Raw genomic sequence first — 21,487 nt, 5'->3', positions numbered from 1 at the left:
TCCCCCGCCCCATCGACCCTACTAATCGCTCGCGAAGCCCTCGGCCAGAGCGATCAGCGCGCGCACCTAGACTCCCGTGGCGCCGGCTCCGGTGAAGCCGTAGCCGCCGCCTCCCCGGAGCCCACCGACTCCAACCCCGGCTACGTCACCCCGCTCGTGCGCAAGCTCGCCGGCGAGAACGGCATCGACCTCTCCACCCTCACGGGAACCGGAGTCGGCGGCCGCATCCGCAAGCAGGACGTCCTCGACGCGGTCGAGGCCGCCAAGTCGGCTCCGGCCGCCCCGGTCTCGGCGCCCGCCGCCGCAGCCGCCAAGGCCGCGCGCACCCCGCTCGAGACGTCGCCGCTCCGCGGCACCACGCAGCCGATGTCGCGCCTGCGCAAGGTCCTCGCGCAGCGCGCCGTCGAGTCGATGCAGACGAGCGCCCAGCTCACCTCGGTCATCGAGGTCGACGTCACGGCGGTCGCCCGCTTCCGCGACTCGGTCAAGAAGAGCTTCCAGGAGAAGACCGGCGCCAAGCTGTCCTTCCTCCCGTTCTTCGCCCTCGCGGCGGCCGAGGCGCTCAAGGCCTACCCGGTGATCAACTCGACCCTCGACGGCGAGTCGATCGTCTACCCGGACCACGAGAACATCAGCATCGCCGTCGACACCGAGCGCGGCCTGCTGACCCCTGTCCTCAAGAACGCGTCCGAGCTGAACCTCGCGCAGATCGCCTCCACCATCGGAGACCTGGCCGAGCGCACCCGCAACAACAAGCTGAAGCCCGACGAGCTCGCCGGCGGCACCTTCACGCTGACCAACACCGGTTCGCGCGGGGCCCTGTTCGACACTCCCGTCGTGTTCCTGCCGCAGACCGCGATCCTCGGCACCGGCATCGTCACCAAGAAGCCGGCCGTCGTGCAGGTGGACGGTGCTGACGCCATCGCGATCCGCTCGACCGTCTTCCTCGCGCTCTCGTACGACCACCGCACGGTCGACGGAGCCGACGCGGCGCGCTTCCTGGTCGCGATCAAGGAGCGCCTCGAGGAGGGCTCGTTCGAGAACGACCTCGGCATCTGAGACGCTCCCCCTGAGCGCGCCTCTCACGAGGCCGCTCCGGTGTAGACGTCGCGGATGAGCCAGCCGGCCTCCGTCCTGATGATCAGGACGGAGGCCGCTGTCGTCCCCGGGGCCGTCCGGAGGTGCACGACCGCCGATGCCCCGTTCACGTCGACGAGGACGGCCGAGGCCTCCCCCGTCTCCGGGACAATGGAGAAGGGGCCGTCCGCTGCGTCGCCGAGCGGCGAGTCCGCCGTGACCAGCCCGCGGGCGCACTCCCGGTCCCCGCACGCGCGCACCGCGTCGATCAGCACCTCCGCCGCCTGCTCGGCGTCGCGCGAGGCCGCCGCGACCGGAGCCGGCGGCGCCGCGGTCGCCACAGCCGGCGGAGCCGACCGAGCCGGAACGGGCGCGGCTGCGGTCGACGCCTGCGCATCCTGCACCTGCCGACCGGGCCCGCCCGCGAGCGGACCGGCGAGCACCGCTCCCAGCACGATCGCCGTCCCGACGGAGAGCGGTCCCCGACGCCGGACGACGAACGCCCGGAGGCGGTCCTGCCAGCCGTCGAGCGGATGGACCCGCCTGTGCCGGGCAGCCGGAGCAGGCACCGCCTCCCGACCCCGTGCATCCGCGCCGGACGTCGGCAGCGCCCGCACCGCCTCGCCTATCCCCTGCGGATCAGCGAGTCCGTAGAGGTTGCCCTCCAGCGCCAGCAGGTCGCGGTGCCGCGCGAGGGCGGCGACCGGCAGCTCCGGGCAGAGCATCCCGAGGCGCTCCAGGACCCGCTGCAGCGCGTCGCGCGCCGCACGTGGGGTGTCGACGACGGGCGTCGTCAGCAGCAGCAGCGGCCGACCCTCCTCCGTCAGGCCGATGTCGTCCGTCGTCGGAGCCAGCCATGCTCCCTCGAGCGCGGCCGAGCGGACCGCGCCCACCACGGGGGCGAGGAGGGTGACCGCGGCGCCGAGTCCGATCCCCCGCTCGACCCGCAGGAACCTCTCGAGCGTGGCGACGACGGGAGGGGCGGTCGAGACGATGCACCTCCTCGGAGAGGACTCCACCCGGACGATGCGCTCGCGGTGGCGGTGCTCGGCGAGCCGAGCCACCGGCGACGCCTGCAGCGACTCGGCCTCCCGCGGTCGCATCGTCCGCTCGGCCGGCGATGCGGCGTCCGGCGCAGGCGTCCGCCGCCTCCCCGTCCGCGCTCCGCCGATCCTCCGGCCCTGGACCGTCCCGCTGCTCGTCATGAGGCGAGCCTGACCGCAGGCCGAGGCGGAGGACGCCCGCCGATCCCGATCGGTGGAGGGATCGGCGCACGTGCCCTCTGTGGAGGAGTCGGATCCGCGTCCGGGGTCCGCCGCCGCGCTCCCGCTCGGTATCCTTGACGTCATGGCACGCAGCACGGAACCGTCGACGAAGGCGGTCAAGGAACCCGGACGTCTCAAGCAGATGTGGCAGGTGTTCCAGATGACCCGCCGCTACGACAGCAGCGCCGTCTGGATCATCCTCCTCGCGCTCCTGCTCCCGATCCTGCTCGGCGTGCTCCTCGGCATCCTGCTCGGCAACGGCAACGGCTTCGTGATCGCGCTGTGGATCATCGTGGGCGTGATGGCCGGCCTGGTCGCCGGACTCGCCGTGCTCTCGCGCCGCGCCGAGCGCGCCGCCTACGGGCAGATCGCCGGGCAGCCCGGCGCGGTCGGCGCCGTCCTGCGAAGCGGACTGCGCGGCACCTGGACCGGCGGGGAGATGCCCGTCGCCGTCAACGGCAAGACCCAGGACGCCGTCTACCGCGCGGTCGGCCGCGGAGGCGTCGTGCTGATCGCGGAGGGCCCCGCCTCCCGCACCAAGCGCATGCTCGAGGACGAGCGGCGCAAGGTGTCGCGGATCCTGCCGAACGTCCCCGTCACCTTCGTGCACGTCGGCTCCGACGCCGATGCGACTCCGCTGCACAAGGTGCCCAGCCGCCTCTCGAAGACGAAGAAGGTCCTCACCAAGGCCGAGGTCCTCGCGGTGAAGAACCGGCTCTCCTCGCTCAACACGTCGCTGCCCATCCCGAAGGGCGTCGATCCCTTCAAGGTGCGCCCTCAGCGATCGCGCTGACGCATGACACGACAGGCCGGTCGGGATCTCTCCCGGCCGGCCTCCTCCGTCTGCGGCGCGAGTCAGTAGCGGACGAGAACCGTCCCGGCCACCTTGTCGTGGAAGCCGCGCTGGTCCGAGTCCCAGACGAGCGCCGGTACCAGCACGGCCAGCATCACCGAGCGCACGATCGGGCGCCACACACCGACCCAGCCCCCGCCGAGACGGATGACGCGCATCCCGAGCAGGCGGTGCCCGATGCTGCCGCCGATGGTGGGGATGAAGACGACCTGCAGCAGGACGAACAGCAGCAGACTCGCCCAGCGGTCGTAGTCGAAGAACGCGAGCGACAGGAGAGCGGCGACGGCGAAGTCGACGGCCAGGGCGGCGATGCGGCGGCCGGACCGTCCAACCGAGAGGCGGCCCTCTCGCGGGAGGCCGAGACGCTCCCCCGGGTACGAGCTCGGGGCGGCGTCGGCGAAGGTCCTGCGGTCGGCGGCTGGCATCCTCCGATCCTATCCGCGGCGTCTCGGAGCGGACCGAGGAGCGGGTGGTCCGGCAGGCGACGTGGAGCCCGACCCCGGACGGGCCCCGTAACATGTCGGAAACAACAGGGACACGGTGGGGAAACCCCCCGTCACTACCCTGGAACGGCTGCGCTCTGCAGCACCCCGTTACGCCATTGGAGACCTTTGCATGTTTAAAGATTCTTCCGAGGTGCTCTCGTTCATCAAGGACACGGACGTCAAGTTCCTCGACATCCGGTTCACCGATCTCCCCGGTGTCCAGCAGCACTTCAACATCCCCGCCTCGACTGTCGATGAGGAGTTCTTCTCCGTCGGTCAGCTCTTCGACGGGTCCTCGATCCGCGGATTCGCGAACATCCACGAATCGGACATGCAGCTGATCCCTGACGTGACCACCGCCTACGTGGACCCGTTCCGCGTCGAGCGCACGCTGATCCTCGTCTTCGACATCTACAACCCGCGCAACGGCGAGATCTACTCCAAGGACCCGCGTCAGGTCGCGAAGAAGGCCGAGAAGTACCTCGCGTCGACCGGCATCGCCGACACCGCGTTCTTCGCTCCCGAGGCGGAGTTCTACATCTTCGACGACGTCCGCTACGAGATCACGCAGAACTCCGCGTTCCACTCCGTCGACTCGGTCGAGGGCGCCTGGAACTCGGGACGCGTCGAGGAGGGCGGCAACCTCGGCAACAAGACGCCCTACAAGGGCGGCTACTTCCCGGTGAGCCCCGTCGACAAGCAGGCCGACCTCCGCGACGACATCTGCCTCAAGCTGATCGACGCCGGCCTCATCCTCGAGCGCTCGCACCACGAGGTGGGCACCGGCGGCCAGGCCGAGATCAACTACCGCTTCGACACGATGGTCCACGCGGCGGACGACATCCTGAAGTTCAAGTACATCGTCAAGAACACGGCCGAGCAGTGGGGCAAGACCGCCACGTTCATGCCGAAGCCGCTCTTCGGCGACAACGGCTCGGGCATGCACACCCACCAGTCGCTGTGGAACGACGGCACGCCGCTCTTCTACGACGAGAACGGCTACGGCGGTCTCTCGGACCTCGCGCGCTGGTACATCGGCGGCCTGCTCAAGCACGCCCCCGCCGTCCTCGCGTTCACGAACCCGACGGTCAACTCGTACCACCGCCTGATCCCGGGCTTCGAGGCGCCGGTCAACCTGGTCTACTCGGCCGGCAACCGCTCCGCATCGATCCGCATCCCGATCACGGGCACGAACCCGAAGGCCAAGCGCATCGAGTTCCGTGCGCCCGACGCCTCCGGCAACCCGTACCTCGCGTTCGCCGCGCAGCTGATGGCGGGCCTCGACGGCATCAAGAACCGCATCGAGCCGCACGAGCCGGTCGACAAGGACCTCTACGAGCTGCCCCCCGAGGAGGCGAAGCTCATCCCGCAGGTCCCCGCGACCCTGGGCGAGGCTCTCGACGCCCTCGAGGCCGACCACGACTTCCTCCTCCAGGGCGGCGTGTTCACTCAGGAGCTCATCGACACCTGGATCGAGTACAAGCGCGAGAAGGAGATCAAGCCCCTCGCGCAGCGTCCTCACCCGTTCGAGTTCGAGCTGTACTACGGGGTCTGATCCCGCAGCACTGCCGAAGGGCCGTTCCTCCTCGGAGGGGCGGCCCTTCGCCGTCCCCGGCGCGCGGGCGTCAGCGGTAGGATGGAGCGTCTCCCGCGGCCGGCCCGTAGAACAGGCGCTCGAAGACCGCGCGGGAGCGGCGGGTCACGCCGAGGTAGTCGTCCTCGAGCGCCGTCGCGGACCCGGCCGGGTACTCCAGCAGGCGCGCGACGCCCTCGAGCTGCCGGCGGTCGGTCGGGAGGACGTCGCTGGTGCGGTTGCCCCAGAGCGTGGTGCCCGAGCGGACACGGGACGCGAGGATCCACGCGGCGCGCAGCCGCTCCGCGTCCTGCGGGCCGACCATGCCCTCCTCCTCCGCGACCGCGAGGGCGGTGAGGGTCGAGGTCGTCCGCAGCGCCGGGGTCCGCCGCGCGTGCTGCAGCTGGAGGAGCTGCACCAGCCACTCGACGTCGCTCAGCGATCCACGGCCGAGCTTGAGGTGACGGCGGGGGTCGGCGCCCTGCGGCAGACGCTCGCTCTCGACCCGTGCCTTGATCCGCTTCACCTCGCGGATGTCGCGGTCGGAGACCGCTCCCGGGTAGCGGACCCCGTCAGCCAGCTCCTCGAAGTCCTCGATGAGCGCCTGGTCCCCCGCCACTCCCCGCGCCCGGAGCAGCGCCTGCGCCTCCCAGGTCAGCGACCAGCGGGCGTAGTAGGCGCGGTAGGAGTCGAGGGAGCGCACGAGGGGCCCGTTCTTGCCCTCGGGCCGCAGGTCGGCGTCGAGGTCGAGCGGCAGGCGGGAGTCCTCCGTGAGCCGGACCAGCTCGGCGACGACGAACTGCGAGTAGAGCTGGGCCTGGTGCGGCTCGGCGGTGCCGGGTCGCTGGACGTACATCACGTCGGCGTCGGAGCCGAAGCCCAGCTCCGCCCCTCCGTACCGGCCCATGCCGATGATCGCGAACTCCGCGTCGGCGCCGGGCCGGGTCGCACTGCCGCGCCGGATGGCGGCGAGCACGCCGACCAGCAGTGCGCTGATGATGTCGGTGAGGCTGGTCGCGATCTCCTCGATCGAGCTGAGGCCGAGCACGCCCCCCATGGCGGTCCGCAGCACCTCGCGCCGGCGCATCGAGCGGAGGACCGAGGCGACCGCGTCGGGCGTCTCGTGCCGGGCGAGCACGGCGCGCACCTCCTCGGCGAGCTGGGCGGCGCTGCGGGGGCGGAGGGCGTCGTCGTCCTCGAGCCAGGCCGCCGACTCCGGGATGCGGTCGAGCAGCTCGCCGACGAAGCGCGATCCGGAGAGCACCGTGGTGAGCCGCTTGGCGGCTCCGGACGAGTCGCGCAGCATCCGGAGGAACCAGGGCGTCCCGCCCAGTGCATCGCTGAGGCGCCGGAACGCGAGCAGGCCGTAGTCGGGGTCCGGTCCGTCGGCGAACCACTGCAGCATCACCGGCACGAGGTGGCGCTGGATGCTCGCGCGGCGCGAGACGCCCGAGGTCATCGCGGCGATGTGGCCGAGCGCCCCGCGGGCGTCCGCGAAGCCGATGGCGGCGAGGCGCGCCTCCGCCTGGCCGGTGGACAGCTCGGCGCCGCCGTCGGAGAGCGCGGCGACCGCGGAGAGCAGCGGACGGTAGAACAGGCGCTCGTGCAGGCCCCGGACGCGGTGCTTGATCCCGTTCCAGACGCTCAGCAGCTCCTCCGCCGTGCGGGCGAGCCCGCTGGAGCGGGCGAGGGTCCGCAGCTCGTGCTCGTCCCGCGGCATCAGGTGCGTACGCCGAAGGCGCCGCAGCTGGAGGCGGTGCTCGAGCAGCCGGAGTGCCCGGTAGTCCTGCGCGAACTCCTCGGCGGCGGAGCGGCCGATGTACCCGCGGTCGGCGAGGGCGCCCAGGGCGAGGAGGGTCCCGGGCATGCGGATCTCGTCGTCGGTCTGCCCGTGGACGAGCTGGAGCAGCTGCACCGTGAACTCGATGTCGCGCAGGCCGCCGGGCCCGAGCTTGATCTGGTAGTGGACGTCGTTCTGCGGGATGTTCTCGGTGACCCGCTCCCGCATCCGCTGCACCGACTCGACGAAGTTCTCGCGGGAGGCGCTCGACCAGACCTTGGGCGCGACCGCGTCGACGTACGCCCGCCCCAGCTCCTGGTCGCCGGCGAGCGGACGCGCCTTGAGCAGCGCCTGGAACTCCCAGCTCTTCGCCCACCGGTCGTAGTAAGTGATGTGCGACTCGAGGGTGCGCACGAGCGCGCCCTGCTTGCCCTCCGGGCGCAGGTTCGGGTCGACCTCCCAGAGCTCCGGCTCCATCGCCAGCGCAGAGGTTCCGCGCATGAGGAGCACGGCGAGCCGGGTGGCGACGTCGATCGCACGGGCGTTCGTCAGCTCCTTCTCCGGGTCGCCCTCGGCGACGAAGATCACGTCGACGTCGCTGACGTAGTTGAGCTCGGACGCTCCCGCCTTGCCCATGCCGATGACGGCGAAGCGGGTGGCGGCGACCTCGTCGCGGCCGAAGCGACCCGGACCCGCGCCCTCGACCAGCTCGGTCCGCGCCACGGCGAGGGACGCCTCCAGCGCGGCTCCGGCGAGGTCGGCCAGCGCCCTCGTCACCCGGTCGATCGCCGCGACGGGGTCGGCCTGGCTCAGGTCGTGGACGACGATCCTGGTGAGGAGGCGGCGGTACCGCACGCGCAGCGCCGTCCAGCCCGCCTCCTCCCGGAGCGACGAGAAGCCGTCGACGGCGCCGACCGACTCGAGCAGCTCGGCCTTCATCTCGGCGCGCCCGGGGAGCGTGCGCACCGGCTCGAGGACGCTGGCGAGCTCGTCGGGCCGGCGCTGGAGGAAATCGGCGAGGCCGGAGGAGGCTCCCACCACCAGAAGCAGCCGGGTCAGGGCCTCGTCGTCGGCGAGGACCGCGTCCATCCGGTCGCGGTGCCGCCGCAGCAGGTCGATCAGAGCGAGCAGCGCCTCGTCCGGGTCCGCCACCCGGGCGAAGGAGGGCAGCACCGACTCGAGCTGCCGCCCGGCCAGCTCCTCCGCCTCGGCCAGCCGTGCCCCGGTCTCGCCGAGCGCGGCGAAGCCGAGGCGTGCGACATCGCGGAGGGAGCGTTCGCGGGGCATGGCCGAGGCGTCAGAGCATCTCGAGGTTGCTGCGCAGCTCGTACGGCGTGACCTGGGCGCGGTACTCGGCCCAGTCCTTCCGCTTGTTGAGCAGCACGAAGTTGAACACCTGCTCGCCCAGCGTCTCGGCCACGAGCTCGGACTCCTCCATCAGCGAGATGGCGCGGTCGAGGCTGGCGGGCAGAGCGCCGTAGCCGAGCGCCCGGCGCTCCGCGTCCGAGAGGGCCCACACGTTGTCCTCGGCCTCGGCCGGGAGCTCGTAGCCCTCCTCGATGCCCTTCAGCCCGGCTGCCAGGAGCAGCGAGTACGCCAGGTAGGGGTTCGCCGCGGAGTCCAGCGCCCGGTACTCGATGCGCGACGACTGCCCCTTGTTGGGCTTGTAGAGCGGGACGCGCACGAGGGCGGACCGGTTGTTGTGGCCCCACGAGACGTAGCTGGGCGCCTCGTCGCCGCCCCAGAGCCGCTTGTAGGAGTTGACGAACTGGTTCGTCACGGCGGTGATCTCCGGGGCGTGCTTGAGCAGGCCCGCGATGAACTGACGGCCGAGCTTCGAGAGCTGGTACTGGGCGCCCTGCTCGTAGAACACGTTCACGTCGCCCTCGAAGAGCGAGAGATGCGTGTGCATGCCCGAGCCGGGGTGCCCGGAGAGCGGCTTCGGCATGAACGTCGCGTAGACGCCCTGCTCGATCGCCACCTCCTTGATCACGGTGCGGAAGGTCATGATGTTGTCGGCCGTGGTGAGCGCGTCCGCGTAGCGGAGGTCGATCTCGTTCTGGCCGGGGCCCGCCTCGTGGTGGCTGAACTCGACCGAGATGCCCAGATCCTCCAGCATGCGCACGGAGCGGCGGCGGAAGTCGTGCGCCGTGCCTCCGGGGACGTTGTCGAAGTACCCGGCGGAGTCGACCGGCTCCGGACCCTCGGCGCCGAAGGACGACGACTTGAGGAGGTAGAACTCGATCTCGGGGTGCGTGTAGAAGGTGAACCCGCGCTCGGCCGCCTTCGCCAGCGTGCGCTTGAGCACGTTGCGCGGGTCGGCGACGGCGGGCTGGCCGTCCGGCGTGGTGATGTCGCAGAACATCCGCGCCGTCGGGTCGATCTCTCCGCGCCACGGGAGGATCTGGAAGGTCGACGGATCCGGATGCGCGAGGACGTCGGCCTCGAAGGAGCGGGTGAGGCCCTCGATGGCGGAGCCGTCGAAGCCGAGCCCCTCCGCGAACGCGCCCTCCACCTCGGCCGGCGCGATCGCGACCGACTTCAGCGTGCCGACGACGTCGGTGAACCAGAGGCGAACGAATTTGATCCCTCGCTCTTCAATGGTGCGAAGAACGAAGTCCCGTTGCTTGTCCATCCAGACCCCTCCTGTTTCGACCCTCAGGCTACTGCCTCCGACCGGGGCCCGCGGGGCGCCCGAGGCGCGCCGTAGACTGGCGCCCATGTCAGCGCAGCCCGTGAAACGCGTTCGAACCCGCCACTTCCAGAACGCGAAGGACACCGGTGTCCGCATCACCGGGCTGACCAGCTACGACCAGCTGACGGCGAAGATCTTCGACGACGCCGGGATCGACTTCCTCCTCGTGGGCGACTCCGCCGGCAACACGGTGCTCGGCTACGACACCACTCTGCCCGTCACCGTCGACGAGCTCATCCCGCTGGCGCGTGCCGTCGCCGGAGCCGTCGAGCGCGCCTTCGTCGTCGCCGACATGCCCTTCGGCTCCTACGAGTCGGGTGCCGACGACGCGCTGCACACGGCGTTCCGCTTCATGAAGGAGACGCACTCGCACGCGGTGAAGCTCGAGGGCGGGGTCCGCTCCGCCGAGCAGATCCGGCGCATCGTCGAGGCGGGCATCCCCGTGATGGCGCACATCGGCTTCACGCCGCAGAGCGAGCACGGACTCGGCGGCCACATGGTCCAGGGGCGCGGCGAGGGCATCGAGCAGCTGCTCGCCGACGCGCGAGCCGTCCAGGAGGCCGGGGCGTTCGCCGTCGTCCTCGAGATGGTGCCCGCGGACGCGGCACGTCAAGTGACGGAGGAGCTGCGCATCCCGACGATCGGAGTCGGAGCGGGACCGCACGTCGACGGACAGCTGCTCGTGTGGACGGACTTCGCCGGATTCACCACCGGCCGCATCCCCCGCTTCGTGAAGCAGTACGCGGATCTGCGCGGCGTGCTCACCGGAGCGGTCACCGCGTACCGGGACGACGTGGAGTCCGGCGCCTACCCCGGCGCCGAGCACAGCTACGAGTAGCCGCGGTCAGCGGTCCTCGGCGGCGTCCTCCTCGGCCCATTTGCGGCTGTTCTCGTGCAGCCGCTCGAGGGCGTGCTCCGCCTCCTCGCGAGAGGAGAAGGGGCCCACCCGGTCGACGGAGGGGGACACGAAGCCCTGCTCCACCGTGCCGGCCTTGAGGTTGTACCACCAGGAGTTCGCGTCGCCGTCAGCCATGCCGCGATCCTACGCCGCAGCCCGCGTCGGTCCGCACCCCCGCCCTTCGCTAGCATGGCCGCTATGACTGCTGCGGCGACCGCCATCGGGATCGACATCGGGGGAACGGGCATCAAGGGGGCCTCGGTGGACCTGGCCGCGGGCACTCTGCTCAGCGACCGGATGAAGCTCGCCACTCCCCCGGGCGGCACGCCGAAGGACATCGTCGCCACCGTCCAGCAGATCCTCGAGAAGATCCCGGACCTGCCCTCGGACACCCCGGTCGGCATCTGCTTCCCCGCCGTCGTCGTCCACGGACGGACGATGTCGGCGGCGAACGTGTCGGACGAGTGGATCGGCCTCGAGGCCGAGAAGCTGTTCGAGGACGCGATCGGCCGGAACATCTTCTTCGTCAACGACGCCGATGCGGCGGGCTACGCCGAGTCGCGCTTCGGAGCGGCGAAGGACAAGGAGGGCCTGGTCATCATGACCACCCTCGGCACCGGCATCGGGACGGCGCAGATCCACGACGGGATCCTCATCCCCAACGCCGAGCTCGGCCACCTCGAGATCCACGGCGGCGACTACGAGAAGAAGGCCTCGTTCGCCGCCAAGGAGCGCGACGATCTCGACTACAAGCACTGGGCGAAGCGCCTGCAGCGCTACTACTCCCACCTCGAGGCGCTGCTCTGGCCCGATCTCTTCATCGTCGGCGGCGGCATCTCCAAGCACCACGACGAGTTCCTCCCGCTGCTCGACCTGCGCACCCCGATCATCCCGGCGGCGCTCCGCAACAACGCCGGCATCCTCGGCGCGGCCGCGCTCGCAGGGCGGGGCTGAGTCTTTTTCCTCGGCGGTCCCCGCCCGCCGAGGCGCGGTCGGCCTCGGGAGGTGACGCGTTCCGGGGAGCGGGGTGCGGACGGCTACGGCGAAACGCTGGCACGCGCTTCGCCGGTTCGCCTGGTGCGTGGCGCCATGGCGGACGGACGTGATCAGACTTTCAGACTTTCAGGGTTCAGCGGTCGCGGTGAGCCAGGACGGGGGCGGGGGCACCTGGTACTCGGCGGTCGATCCGCAGCGTCGTCTCAGGACCGTCCTCCGGCACTGTCGCCTGCCGGACGTCGTGATGCACCGCTTCGTCCGCAGGAGGCAGCGCGAGAGATGGCATGCGCCAGTCTCAACGAGTAGCCGCGCAAGGGTGTATCGAGACCCGGGAACCGCCACCGCAGGCCGTCGCGCTGACTGCGGGCGGGAGCGCGAAGCAACCGGCGGAGACGCGAGATGCCCCGCCGGGGCGGGGCATCTCGTGGCGAAGGGGTCGGCTGATACGCCGGGTTCTGTTCACGCCGCGCCTCTCGGCGGGCGCTGGACGGCCATCTCTCTCGGAGCCACGTCGCCGTGACCCTCCAGCGGTCTACCCGAGGACCCGACGAGCAGCCGCATCGTCCTCTGTCTGACCTTGCTCCGGGCGAGGTTTACCGAGCGGACCGGATCACTCCGGCCCCTGGTGGTCTCTTACACCACCGTTTCACCCTTACCGCCGGCCGGAGCCGACGGCGGTCTGTTCTCTGTGGCACTGTCTCGCGGGTCGCCCCGGGTGGGTGTTGCCCACCGCCCTGCTCTGCGGAGCCCGGACGTTCCTCGGCACCACGGCTCTCGCCGCGGTGACGCGACCGTCTTGCCGGCCCGTTCGCCCGTCCAGTGTACGGCTCAGGCGAGCGTGGACTCCTCGCCGCGCACCAGGATGCAGCCGCTGTCGGGGCAGAGGACGACCTCGTCGGGAGCGGAGGCGCGGATCCAGGAGAGGTCCGACTCGGTGAGGGCCACGCCGCTCCCCTCCGACACCTTCCCGCGGAGGAGGGCCGCGCCGACTCCGTAGCGGGCGCGCTGCTTCTCGTACAGCTCGACCAGGTCCTCCGGAAGGGTCGTCACCAGGTCCGCCCGGTCCCGGGCGAGCGCCTCCTGCTTGTCGCGGAGCTTCTCGGCCTGCGCGTCGCGCTCCTCGGCGAGGGTCCCGAGCGAGGCGACGACCTCGTCGCGCTCGGCCTGAGCCGCGGCGACCTCGGACTCGATGCCCTCGATCCGCTCCATCAGGGTCAGCTCGATGTCCTCGAGGTCTCCCCGTCGCTTCACGAGGGAGGTGATCTCGCTCTCGAGCGCGGCGATGTCCTTGGCCGCGGAGGCGGTCTGCAGGCGGTCGCGATCGCGGGTGAGCCGCTTCTCGACCACGCTGACGTCGGACTCGATGCGCCCGAGCTCGGTGCGCACGTCCTCGAGGCGCCCTGTGCGCTCGGCGAGGGAGCGGCGGGTCTCGTTGTCGCGGGCCTGCATCGCCTGGATCCGCGCGATCTGCGGGAGCGTCGCGAGGGCGTGGCGCAGCTGCGCGCCCCTCGTGTCCAGACTCGCCAGAGTCAGGAGTTCGCGCTGGTGTGCGGGGCTGGCTTTCACGTGGCGGTCCTCGTTCCCGGCGCGCAGTACGGGCGCGCCGCGTCCATTCTCCCGTGCCCGCGGCGGGTCAGTGCACGATCGCGAAATCCCACGGGTCGGTGCGGGTCTCGCTCACCTCGACGGTGACCGTGGGCAGGGCCTCCCGCAGCGCGGTCGCGGCGACGTCGAGCCACAGCCACTCGCTCGCCCAGTGCGAGACGTCGATGAGGGCGGGGCCGGTGCCGTGCAGGGCCTTCTCGCGCGCCTCGGACGCCGGGTGGTGCCGGAGGTCGGCGGTGATGAAGACGTCGCTCGTGCGGACGGCGGGGGCGTCCAGGAGGGAGTCCCCCGCTCCCCCGCAGAGCGACACGCGGCGTACGGGCGTCTCGTAGGCGCCCGCGGCCCGCACTCCCCCTGCGGTGGCCGGCAGGAGCTCGGCCACGGCTCCGGCCAGGCGTCCGAGCGTCACCTCCTCGGGCAGGTCGCCCACCCGGCCGAGCCCGACCGACGGGTCGGCGCCCGGGACGAGCGGAGTCGTTCCGGTCAGGCCGAGGCGGGTGGCGATCACGTCCGAGACCCCGTCCGCGGCGATGTCGGCGTTCGTGTGGGCCGAGATCAGTGCGCAGCCGCCCCGGACGAGGTCCGCGAGCAGGCGGCCCTTGTAGCCGTCCTCGGCGATCGAGGTGACGCCGCGCAGCAGCAGCGGGTGGTGCGCGACCAGGAGCTGGTACCCGCCGTCGACGGCCTCCGCGACGGTGTCGGAGACCACGTCGACCGTGAGCAGGATCCGCTCCACCGCGGCGTCGGGGTCGCCGGTGACCAGGCCGGGCGCGTCCCAGCTCTCGGCGGCCGCCTCCGGCCAGAGACGGTCGATGACGGCATGGACGTCGCGCAGTGAGGGCATGCGTCCAGGGTAGGGCCGCTCAGCGCGGGTGGTCGGTCTCCACGGCGCGGATCGCGGCGTCTGCGTCGGCCGCCGCGTCGAGGTCGGCTCGCAGGTGGTCGTCCGACTCCGGCACGCGGACGGTGATGCCGCTGTACCGCTCGATCTCGATCAGGCCCGCGACTCCGGAGGCGGCGAGCACGTGGCCGCCGATCCCGCCGGTGGTGTCGACGACGTGCGTGTGCAGGCCGGCGACGCTGATCCCCTGGAACGGCTGCGGGCCGACGAAGCCCAGCAGCGTGCCCTCGACGCCGGTCGGCCGGACCTCGTGCTGGTCGCGCATCGCGTCCGCCAGGCGGCGGTAGGGCTCCGCCCGCGCGATCGGCCGGCGCAGGGTCGGCGTCTCCGCCGCGCGCGCAGGCGGACGCCGACGAAGACGTCCGGGCCGGGCACGAGCGAGCGCACTGCGGCCAGTCTGCCGAGCGGCGCGATCGGGAGCCGTCGCGGCGCACGGTCGGTGGTCCGTGCTTGCCTGGAGACCATGAACGAGTACCTGCCCTGGGCCGTCGTGGCAGCCCTGCTCCTGGCCCTCCTCATCACCGTCGTCGTCGGCCGCCGACGGCGCACTGCGGCGGGAGCGGCGGCGGAGCAGGCCGCGAAGGAGGCTTCGGAGGAGCACCAGCGAACGATCACCGAGCGCGACCGGAGCCACGAGGCGGCGCTGAAGGCATTGACGGGCGCGCGCGACGCCGAGCGCGACCTCAGTCGGACCGAGCTCGAGACGGCGCAGGAGGAGGCCGAGCAGACCCGTGACGCCCTCGCGCGGACCTGGAGGAGCGAGGCCGTCTCGCACACCCTGATCCGGGAGGCGTGCGCCTCGGCGGGGCTGTCCGGCGTCCTCGCCACGAACGTCGTCTTCGTACCGGTCGACGCGCGCACGACGCGCCGCTTCCTCGCGCAGATCGACCATCTGCTGCTCACCCGGCACGGCGCGCTCATCATCGAGGCCAAGTACTGGCAGGGGGTCGTCTTCGACGGCGTGCGACCCGGTACTGTCCACCCCTCCTACGGCGTCCTCCTCGACGAGGACGCCCTGCCCGAGGCCTTCGCGGTTCAGATCGCACCGGGGACGGTGTCGCGGTGGACGGTGCGCACGCATGTCGAGCAGCACGTCCCCGCCCGGCAGGTCCGGATCCAGGCCGCGAGGCTCAAGGAGTACCTGGCCCTGAACGGTCTGCCCACGCCGTGGTTCGAGACGGCCGTGCTCTACAGCCATCCCGACGTCAGGACGTACGCGCCCGGATGGCAGGGCACGGGAGCGGCACGGACGAGGATCGTGACGGGAGTCGACGAGCTGACGGACGCTCTGGCCGATCTCGCACGGCGCCCGGGCACCACGATCGGGGAGGACGCCTGGGGCGAGCTCTCCGGATTCCTCGCCGGATGCGGCGGCCATGTGGAGCCGGTCGGGCCGACCCGTGCGTGACCAGCAGGGGGACCCGGTGGCCGGACGGGCACGGTCCTGGCTGGCTTGACCGGCCTGAGCCGGACAGGACGACGCCAGACCCTGTAGCGCCGGGAACGACGAAGGTCCGCACTCCCGGAGGAGTGCGGACCTGTTCGGTGGATCCGAGGGGATTCGAACCCCTGACCCCCTGCATGCCATGCAGGTGCGCTACCAGCTGCGCCACGGACCCATATCTTGTTCTGTCTTGCTTCGTGCTGTCTTTCGCTGTCTCCGCCCGGCGGAAGCAACTCGAATAAACTACAACACGATCCGCGTGAAGTGAAATCGAGCGCTGTCGCCGGGCGTGTTCGTCAGTTCGAGGACGTCGACGAGTCGACGGCGACGGGCTGCTCGAGGGTGAACGGCACTGTCGGGCAGTCCTTCCAGAGGCGCTCGAGCGAGTAGTACATGCGGTCCTCCTCGTGGAAGACGTGCACGACGAGGTCGCCGAAGTCGAGGAGGATCCAGCGGCCCTCCGCACGGCCCTCGCGGCGCAGCAGCTTGGCGCCGGAATCGTTCAGGCGGTCCTCCACCTCGTTCGCGATCGCGACCACGTTGCGCTCGGAGCGGCCGGTGGCGAGGAGGAAGATGTCGACCAGCGGCAGCGGCCCCGAGACGTCGAGGGCGACGAGGTCCTCACCGCCCTTGGAGTCGGCGGCGGTGGCCGCGAGCTGGAGCAGGGCGCGGGCGGAATCGGTCGCAGTCATGAAGCCTTCAGTGTCGGTGGTGGAGATCAGAAGATGTTGAGCACGAAGCCGCCGATGAACAGCGCGATCGCGCCGACCAGCAGGACGGCCGCGGTGATCGCGAGGACCACCGGGACGCTCACGCCGGCGCGCTTCTGCGGCGCGATCATCGAGGTGCCGGCGGCGTGCGTGGAGACGGCGCTGGACGCCCGGACCGGCTCGGACTCGCCGGCGGGCTGCTCGCGGTCGATGCGGTCGACGTAGCGGTCCACATCGGGCGAGTCGTAGAGGTTCGGGTGCTGGCCCGTGGAGCCGAGGCTGCGCGGGAGGTCGAACGAGCCGGTGACGAGGATCTCCCCCGTGTCCGTGCCGACGGGCGCGCCGGGACCCGTGGTCGGCAGGATCAGCGCGTTGGTGGTGGTGACGGCACCGGTGGCGGCGACTCCGCTCGCGATGAGGGAGTCGAACGAGGCGTCCACCTCCTCCTTCGACTTGCTGTCGAGCTCCTCGGTGATGGCGAGGTGCTCGATCGGCGGCTCGAAGCTCCCGGTGATCTCGGTGGCCTTCTCGTCGGCGATGTCGAGGGATCCGCCCACCGACGCGAAGAGCGCGGTGTTCAGGTGCGGCTGCTCGGGCTGCTCGGGCTGCTCGTCGGCCGTCGGCTGCTCGCCGGTCGTCGGCTGCTCGTCGGTCGTCGGCTGCTCGTCGTCCGCGTCCCGCTCGTCGGAGGCGTCCGAGGACGGCGTCCCGTCGTCGGAGGACGAGCTCTCGATCTCGGCCTCGTGCACCTCGGCCGCGTCGGCCTCCGCGGTGGCGTCGGTGGCGGACTCGTCCGCCTCCTGCTCGGACGCCTCGGGGTCGTCCTCGGTGACGACGTCCTCGTCGCCCTCCGGCTCCTGCTCCACTGCACCCTCGGGCACCGGCTCCGCATCACGGGACTCGTCAGCCGCCTCGATCACGGGGACCGCTCCGGTCGGCGGGAGCGCCGAAGCGCGCTCGAGGGCGCCCTCGACGTCGTCGGAGCGCTCGTCGTCCGACCGCTCCTCGTCGGCGGGCGGCTCCGCCTCCGGTGCGGCGGCGACCTTCTCCGCCTGCTGCTGCGCCAGCAGTGCGCGCAGCTCCCGACGGGTCAGCTGGCGGCCCGTGGCGTTCTCGGTGGCGACGATCTCCATCGAGGAGGTGCGCAGGTCGGGCTCGCTCGCGGGGCTCGGCTCGACGGGGGTGATCCGCAGGGCCTGAGTGGGGGTCAGCACCGGCATGTCGCCGGCGGTGGTGGCGGTCGCGGTGGCAGCTCGGCGGGACGTCGTCGGAACGGCGGCGGTCGTGGCCGCACCGGCCTCGCGCCTCTCGCGCTCGCGGATCTCGCGCCGGGTGAGCGGCTTCTCCTCGGGCTGAACTGTCATGACGTGCTCCGATACAGGTGGTGCTTCGAGATGTACTGGACGACACCGTCGGGAACCAGGTACCAGACCGGATGACCCCGGTTGACGCGGCTCCGACAGTCGGTCGAGGAGATCGCCAGTGCCGGAATCTCCAACAAGGATACGTCCTGGGCCGGCAATCCCGAAACGTTGAGGACGTGCCCCGGCCGGCTGACGGCGACGAAGTGGGCCAGCTCCCACAGCTCGTCGTAGTCCTTCCAGCTCAGGATCTGAGCGACCGCGTCCGCGCCGGTGATGAAGAACAGCTCGGCGTCGGGGTGTGCGGCGTGGATGTCGCGCAGGGTGTCGATCGTGTAGGTCGTGCCGATGCGGTCCACGTCGACGCGGCTGACGGTGAAGCGCGGGTTCGACGCCGTCGCGATCACCGTCATCAGGTACCGGTGCTCGGCGGAGGTCACCGTCTTCTTGTGCCACGGCTGGCCGGTGGGCACGAAGACGACCTCGTCCAGGTCGAACGACTGGGCCACCTCGGAGGCGGCGACCAGGTGACCGTGGTGGATCGGGTCGAAGGTGCCGCCCATCACGCCGATGCGCGGACGCCGCGGGCCTCCGCTCGCGGCGGACGTCACGATCGCTGGGCTCCCCGCCTAGTGTCCGTGACCGTGCTGGTCGTGGGAGCCGGCGCCGGTCTTGTGCGAGTGGCGGTTCGCCACGTCCCGGTAGCTCCAGGTGACGAAGCCGAGGGCCGTGAAGGCGACGGCGGCGATCAGCCCGAAGACGATCGGGGGGAACGGCAGCTCCGTGTGGGCCGCTGCTTCGGCGAGGACGGTCGTCGCGAGGGACATGCAGTGCTCCTTGGAGGTCGTGGTCGCCCCGGCGGGGCTCCGACGAGTCTACCCGGACGCCGCTCGACGCCGGATCGCCGGTCCGGGCGCTAGGCGCGGACCTGTCCCGCGCCGCGCAGCAGCCACTTCGTGCTGGTCAGCTCGGGAAGACCCATGGGGCCCCGAGCGTGCAGCTTCTGCGTCGAGATGCCGACCTCGGCGCCGAACCCGAACTCCCCGCCGTCGGTGAAGCGGGTGGAGGCGTTGACCATCACGACCGCGGAGTCGACCTCGGCGAGGAAGCGCTCGGCGCTCCGGAGGTCGTTCGTCACGATCGACTCGGTGTGGTGGGTGGAGTACCGGTCGATGTGGGCCATCGCGGCGTCGAGGTCGTCGACGATCGCGACGGCGACGTCGAGCGAGTAGTACTCCGCGGACCAGTCCTCATCGGTGGCGGGCACCGCGTCGGGCCAGAGCGCCGCGACGCGCTCGTCGCCGTGCACGGTGACTCCCGCTTCCGCGAGCCGACCGAGGACGGGCGGGAGGAGGCGCTCGGCGGCGTCGCGGTGGACGAGGAGGGTCTCGAGGGCGTTGCAGGTGCTCGGACGCTGCACCTTGGCGTTGTGGACGATGTCCACGGCCCACTGCTCGTCGGCACTGGCGTCGAGGAAGACGTGGACGACTCCGGCGCCCGTCTCGATCACGGGGACCGTCGACTCGGTCACGACCGACTCGATGAGGCCCGCGCTCCCCCGCGGCACCAGGACGTCGACGTAGCCGCGCGCTCGCATGAGGGCCTTCGCGCCCTCGCGGCCGTGGTCGTCGACCGTCTGCACCAGCTCGGCGGGCAGCCCGACGGAGGCGACGGCCTCCTGCAGCAGCTCCACCAGGACGCGGTTCGTGTTCTCCGCGGCCGAGCCTCCGCGCAGGATCACGGCGTTCCCGCTCTTGAGGGCGAGCGCTGCGATGTCGATGGTGACGTTCGGGCGCGCCTCGTAGATCGCTCCGACCACGCCGAACGGGACCCGCACCTGGGTGAGGGAGGCGCCGTTGGGCAGGTTCGATCCCCGCACCGTCTGCCCGACCGGATCGGTGAGCCCGACGACCGCGACGACGGCGTCGGCTAGGGACCCCAGGCGCGCCGCATCGAGGCGGAGGCGGTCCTGCAGGCCCGCGCTCATCCCGCTCTCGCGACCCCGCTGGAGGTCGAGCTCGTTCGCCGGGACGACGCGCTCGGCGCTCGAGCGCACCGCGTCGGCGATGGCGAGCAGAGCCCGGTTCTTGAGGTCGGTGGTCGCACTGCGGAGGGAGCGCGACGCGACGCGGGAGGCGGCGAACCGCTCGGTCAGCGCACTGCTGTCGGGGGTCGTCTGCGGCATCCGGCCAGTGTAGAGGCAGACGACCCCGGCGGCGGGAGTCAGCTCTCCTCGCCGGCCTCCGTGCTGTCGCCCTCGTCAGCGACGCGCCAGACGCCGCCCTGGCGCTCGCGCTCGAGCTCCGCGCGCGCCTCGGCCTTGGCGTCCATCCGCTCGAAGTAGTCCTCGCGACGCTCGTTGCGGGTCTTGCGCCGGTTGTCCTCGAGGCGGAGGTCCGTTCCGCGGGGCGCGGTGATGAGCTCGGCCGTCGAGGTGAGGGTCGGCTCCCAGTCGAAGACGACGCCGTCGCCGGGGCCGATGACGACGGTGGAGCCGGCGACCGCTCCGGCCGAGAAGAGGCCGTTCTCGACTCCGAGCTTGGCCAGGCGGTCGGCGAGGAAGCCGACGGCCTCGTCGTTCGTGAAGTCGGTCTGCGCCACCCAGCGCACGGGCTTGGTGCCCAGGACCCGGTAGACGTTGCCGTACGAGCCGCCCTCGACCCGGATCTCGAAGTCCTTCTCGTCCACGGCGCGGGGGCGGATGGTGATGCGCTCCACCCGCGGCACAGCGGCGAGCTCGAGGCGGTGCTTCTCGACGATCTCGGCGAGGGCGAACGTCAGCTGGCGGAGTCCCGAGTGGCTGACCGTCGAGATCTCGAAGACGCGGTAGCCGCGGCCCTCGAGGTCGGCCCGGACGAAGTCGGCCAGCTCCTGGGCCTCGGGCACGTCGACCTTGTTGAGCGCGATCAGCTGCGGGCGCTCGATCAGCGGCACCTGTCCGTCGCCGACGGGGTACGCCGCCAGCTCCCCGAGGATGATGTCGAGGTCGGTCAGCGGGTCGCGGCCGGGCTCGAGCGTGGCGCAGTCGAGCACGTGGACGAGCGCGGTGCAGCGCTCGACGTGGCGGAGGAACTCCAGACCCAGGCCCTTACCCTCGCTCGCGCCCTCGATGAGACCGGGCACGTCGGCGACGGTGAACCGCGACTCCCCCGCCTGCACGACGCCGAGGTTGGGCGCGAGGGTCGTGAACGGGTAGTCCGCGATCTTCGGCTTGGCCGCTGAGATCGCCGCGACGAGGCTCGACTTGCCCGCCGAGGGGAACCCGACGAGCGCGACGTCCGCGACGGTCTTCAGCTCGAGGACGACGTCGCCCTCCCAGCCCGGGGTGCCGAGCAGCGCGAAGCCGGGCGCCTTGCGCTTCGTGGTGGCGAGCGAGGCGTTGCCGAGGCCGCCCTGCCCGCCCGGAGCGATGACGAACCGGAGGCCGGGCTCGTCCATGTCGATCAGCTGGTCGCCGTCCGGCGACTTGACGACCGTGCCGACCGGGACGGGGAGCTCCATGAGCTCGCCGTTCCCGCCCGCGCGGTGGTCGCCCATGCCGGGACCGCCGTTCTCGGAGCTGCGGTGCGGGTGGCGGTGGTAGGCGAGCAGCGTCGTCGTCTGCGGGTCGGCGACGAGGACGATGTCGCCCCCGTGCCCGCCGTTGCCGCCGTCGGGGCCGGCGAGCGGCTTGAACTTCTCGCGACGGACGGAGACGCAGCCGTTGCCGCCGTGGCCGGCACGCAGATGCAGCGTGACGTTGTCGACGAAGGTGACCATGGTGTGAATCCGTCCGTGAGTGCGTGCGGCGCCGGGATGCCGGCGCCGGGGGGCTGTGCCCCGGTAAACGCGCAAGGGGCGAGCC

20 protein-coding genes, 1 tRNA gene and 1 other RNA gene are annotated in these 21,487 nt (G+C 71.5%); 6 read left to right on the top strand and 16 right to left on the bottom strand.

The annotated features are described in order from the left end of the window. A partial coding sequence (gene sucB / locus C5C39_RS11570; RefSeq protein ID WP_104353425.1) for a 2-oxoglutarate dehydrogenase, E2 component, dihydrolipoamide succinyltransferase occupies positions 1-1,059 on the top strand: 1,059 nt, incomplete at its 5' end. A 23-nt stretch (positions 1,060-1,082) separates the two neighbouring features. On the opposite strand, the gene C5C39_RS11565 is transcribed toward sucB, so the two are convergent. Beyond that, on the bottom strand, positions 1,083-2,141 hold the full coding sequence (locus tag C5C39_RS11565; RefSeq protein ID WP_146083924.1) for a hypothetical protein: 1,059 nt from the start codon (positions 2,139-2,141) through the stop codon (positions 1,083-1,085). A gap of 283 nt (positions 2,142-2,424) precedes the next feature. Between C5C39_RS11565 and C5C39_RS11560 the strand changes: the two genes are divergently transcribed. Then, positions 2,425-3,135 (top strand): DUF4191 domain-containing protein, encoded by a 711-nt coding sequence (locus tag C5C39_RS11560; protein WP_104223728.1) that lies wholly within the window; start codon positions 2,425-2,427, stop codon positions 3,133-3,135. 62 nt (positions 3,136-3,197) lie between these two features. Here C5C39_RS11560 and C5C39_RS11555 read toward each other — a convergent pair whose 3' ends face one another. After that, entirely contained in the window at positions 3,198-3,620 is a 423-nt protein-coding gene (locus C5C39_RS11555) for an RDD family protein (protein WP_104295487.1), read from the bottom strand. Between the two features lie 190 nt (positions 3,621-3,810). Here C5C39_RS11555 and glnA point away from each other — a divergent pair, with 190 nt between their 5' ends. Continuing rightward, the gene (gene glnA / locus C5C39_RS11550; RefSeq protein WP_104223668.1) at positions 3,811-5,235 is read left to right on the top strand and encodes a type I glutamate--ammonia ligase; all 1,425 of its coding nucleotides are present in this window, start codon (positions 3,811-3,813) and stop codon (positions 5,233-5,235) included. A gap of 70 nt (positions 5,236-5,305) precedes the next feature. Here the strand turns inward: glnA and C5C39_RS11545 are convergent, their stop codons facing one another. Further along, entirely contained in the window at positions 5,306-8,320 is a 3,015-nt protein-coding gene (locus C5C39_RS11545; protein ID WP_104353421.1) for a bifunctional [glutamine synthetase] adenylyltransferase/[glutamine synthetase]-adenylyl-L-tyrosine phosphorylase, read from the bottom strand. Positions 8,321-8,330: 10 nt separating this feature from the next. Beyond that, positions 8,331-9,668: a glutamine synthetase family protein gene (locus tag C5C39_RS11540; protein WP_068253236.1), complete on the bottom strand. Its 1,338-nt coding sequence runs from the start codon at positions 9,666-9,668 to the stop codon at positions 8,331-8,333. Between the two features lie 85 nt (positions 9,669-9,753). On the opposite strand from C5C39_RS11540, the gene panB reads away from it, so the two are divergent. After that, positions 9,754-10,566, top strand: coding sequence for a 3-methyl-2-oxobutanoate hydroxymethyltransferase (gene panB, locus C5C39_RS11535; protein WP_104353420.1), 813 nt, complete (start codon positions 9,754-9,756; stop codon positions 10,564-10,566). A 6-nt stretch (positions 10,567-10,572) separates the two neighbouring features. Here the strand turns inward: panB and C5C39_RS11530 are convergent, their stop codons facing one another. Beyond that, a complete protein-coding gene (locus tag C5C39_RS11530; protein WP_104223671.1) occupies positions 10,573-10,761 on the bottom strand; it encodes an SPOR domain-containing protein in 189 nt (62 codons plus the stop codon). 63 nt (positions 10,762-10,824) lie between these two features. On the opposite strand from C5C39_RS11530, the gene ppgK reads away from it, so the two are divergent. Beyond that, positions 10,825-11,580 (top strand): polyphosphate--glucose phosphotransferase, encoded by a 756-nt coding sequence (gene ppgK / locus C5C39_RS11525; RefSeq protein WP_104239180.1) that lies wholly within the window; start codon positions 10,825-10,827, stop codon positions 11,578-11,580. A 470-nt stretch (positions 11,581-12,050) separates the two neighbouring features. Here the strand turns inward: ppgK and rnpB are convergent. From rnpB to C5C39_RS17875, 4 genes are all read right to left on the bottom strand, one after another. After that, positions 12,051-12,429, bottom strand: an RNA gene (gene rnpB, locus C5C39_RS11520) — RNase P RNA component class A. Positions 12,430-12,450: 21 nt separating this feature from the next. After that, complete coding sequence (locus C5C39_RS11515; RefSeq protein WP_104226713.1) at positions 12,451-13,188, bottom strand: zinc ribbon domain-containing protein; 738 nt, start codon at positions 13,186-13,188, stop codon at positions 12,451-12,453. Positions 13,189-13,255: 67 nt separating this feature from the next. Next, positions 13,256-14,071, bottom strand: a complete 816-nt coding sequence (locus C5C39_RS11510) for a Nif3-like dinuclear metal center hexameric protein (protein WP_104353419.1) — start codon at positions 14,069-14,071, stop codon at positions 13,256-13,258. 19 nt (positions 14,072-14,090) lie between these two features. Next, positions 14,091-14,393 (bottom strand): acetolactate decarboxylase, encoded by a 303-nt coding sequence (locus tag C5C39_RS17875; protein WP_374953692.1) that lies wholly within the window; start codon positions 14,391-14,393, stop codon positions 14,091-14,093. Positions 14,394-14,591: 198 nt separating this feature from the next. On the opposite strand from C5C39_RS17875, the gene C5C39_RS11505 reads away from it, so the two are divergent. Then, positions 14,592-15,536: a nuclease-related domain-containing protein gene (locus C5C39_RS11505; protein ID WP_146083923.1), complete on the top strand. Its 945-nt coding sequence runs from the start codon at positions 14,592-14,594 to the stop codon at positions 15,534-15,536. A gap of 138 nt (positions 15,537-15,674) precedes the next feature. On the opposite strand, the gene C5C39_RS11500 is transcribed toward C5C39_RS11505, so the two are convergent. From C5C39_RS11500 to obgE, 7 genes are all read right to left on the bottom strand, one after another. After that, positions 15,675-15,747: transfer RNA gene (locus C5C39_RS11500), tRNA-Ala, on the bottom strand. Positions 15,748-15,868: 121 nt separating this feature from the next. Beyond that, positions 15,869-16,264 (bottom strand): ribosome silencing factor, encoded by a 396-nt coding sequence (rsfS, locus tag C5C39_RS11495; protein WP_104223676.1) that lies wholly within the window; start codon positions 16,262-16,264, stop codon positions 15,869-15,871. Between the two features lie 26 nt (positions 16,265-16,290). Further along, positions 16,291-17,646 carry a hypothetical protein gene (locus tag C5C39_RS11490; RefSeq protein ID WP_104353417.1) on the bottom strand — a complete coding sequence of 452 codons (1,356 nt, stop codon included), beginning with the start codon at positions 17,644-17,646 and terminating at the stop codon, positions 16,291-16,293. Further along, positions 17,643-18,254, bottom strand: a complete 612-nt coding sequence (nadD, locus tag C5C39_RS11485) for a nicotinate-nucleotide adenylyltransferase (RefSeq protein WP_104223678.1) — start codon at positions 18,252-18,254, stop codon at positions 17,643-17,645. The genes C5C39_RS11490 and nadD overlap by 4 nt, the downstream gene beginning before the upstream one ends. Before the next feature lie 18 nt (positions 18,255-18,272). Next, positions 18,273-18,470: a hypothetical protein gene (locus tag C5C39_RS11480; protein ID WP_104223679.1), complete on the bottom strand. Its 198-nt coding sequence runs from the start codon at positions 18,468-18,470 to the stop codon at positions 18,273-18,275. A gap of 89 nt (positions 18,471-18,559) precedes the next feature. Then, positions 18,560-19,828: a glutamate-5-semialdehyde dehydrogenase gene (locus tag C5C39_RS11475; protein WP_104348868.1), complete on the bottom strand. Its 1,269-nt coding sequence runs from the start codon at positions 19,826-19,828 to the stop codon at positions 18,560-18,562. Positions 19,829-19,866: 38 nt separating this feature from the next. Beyond that, the gene (obgE, locus tag C5C39_RS11470; protein WP_104283611.1) at positions 19,867-21,402 is read right to left on the bottom strand and encodes a GTPase ObgE; all 1,536 of its coding nucleotides are present in this window, start codon (positions 21,400-21,402) and stop codon (positions 19,867-19,869) included. Between the last annotated feature and the right edge of the window lie 85 nt (positions 21,403-21,487).

This window comes from Rathayibacter sp. AY1F3 (assembly GCF_002931975.1).
Taxonomy (GTDB): domain Bacteria; phylum Actinomycetota; class Actinomycetes; order Actinomycetales; family Microbacteriaceae; genus Rathayibacter.
The sequence above is the reverse complement of the archived record's forward strand: the minus strand, read 5'-3'. Positions and strand labels throughout refer to the sequence as shown.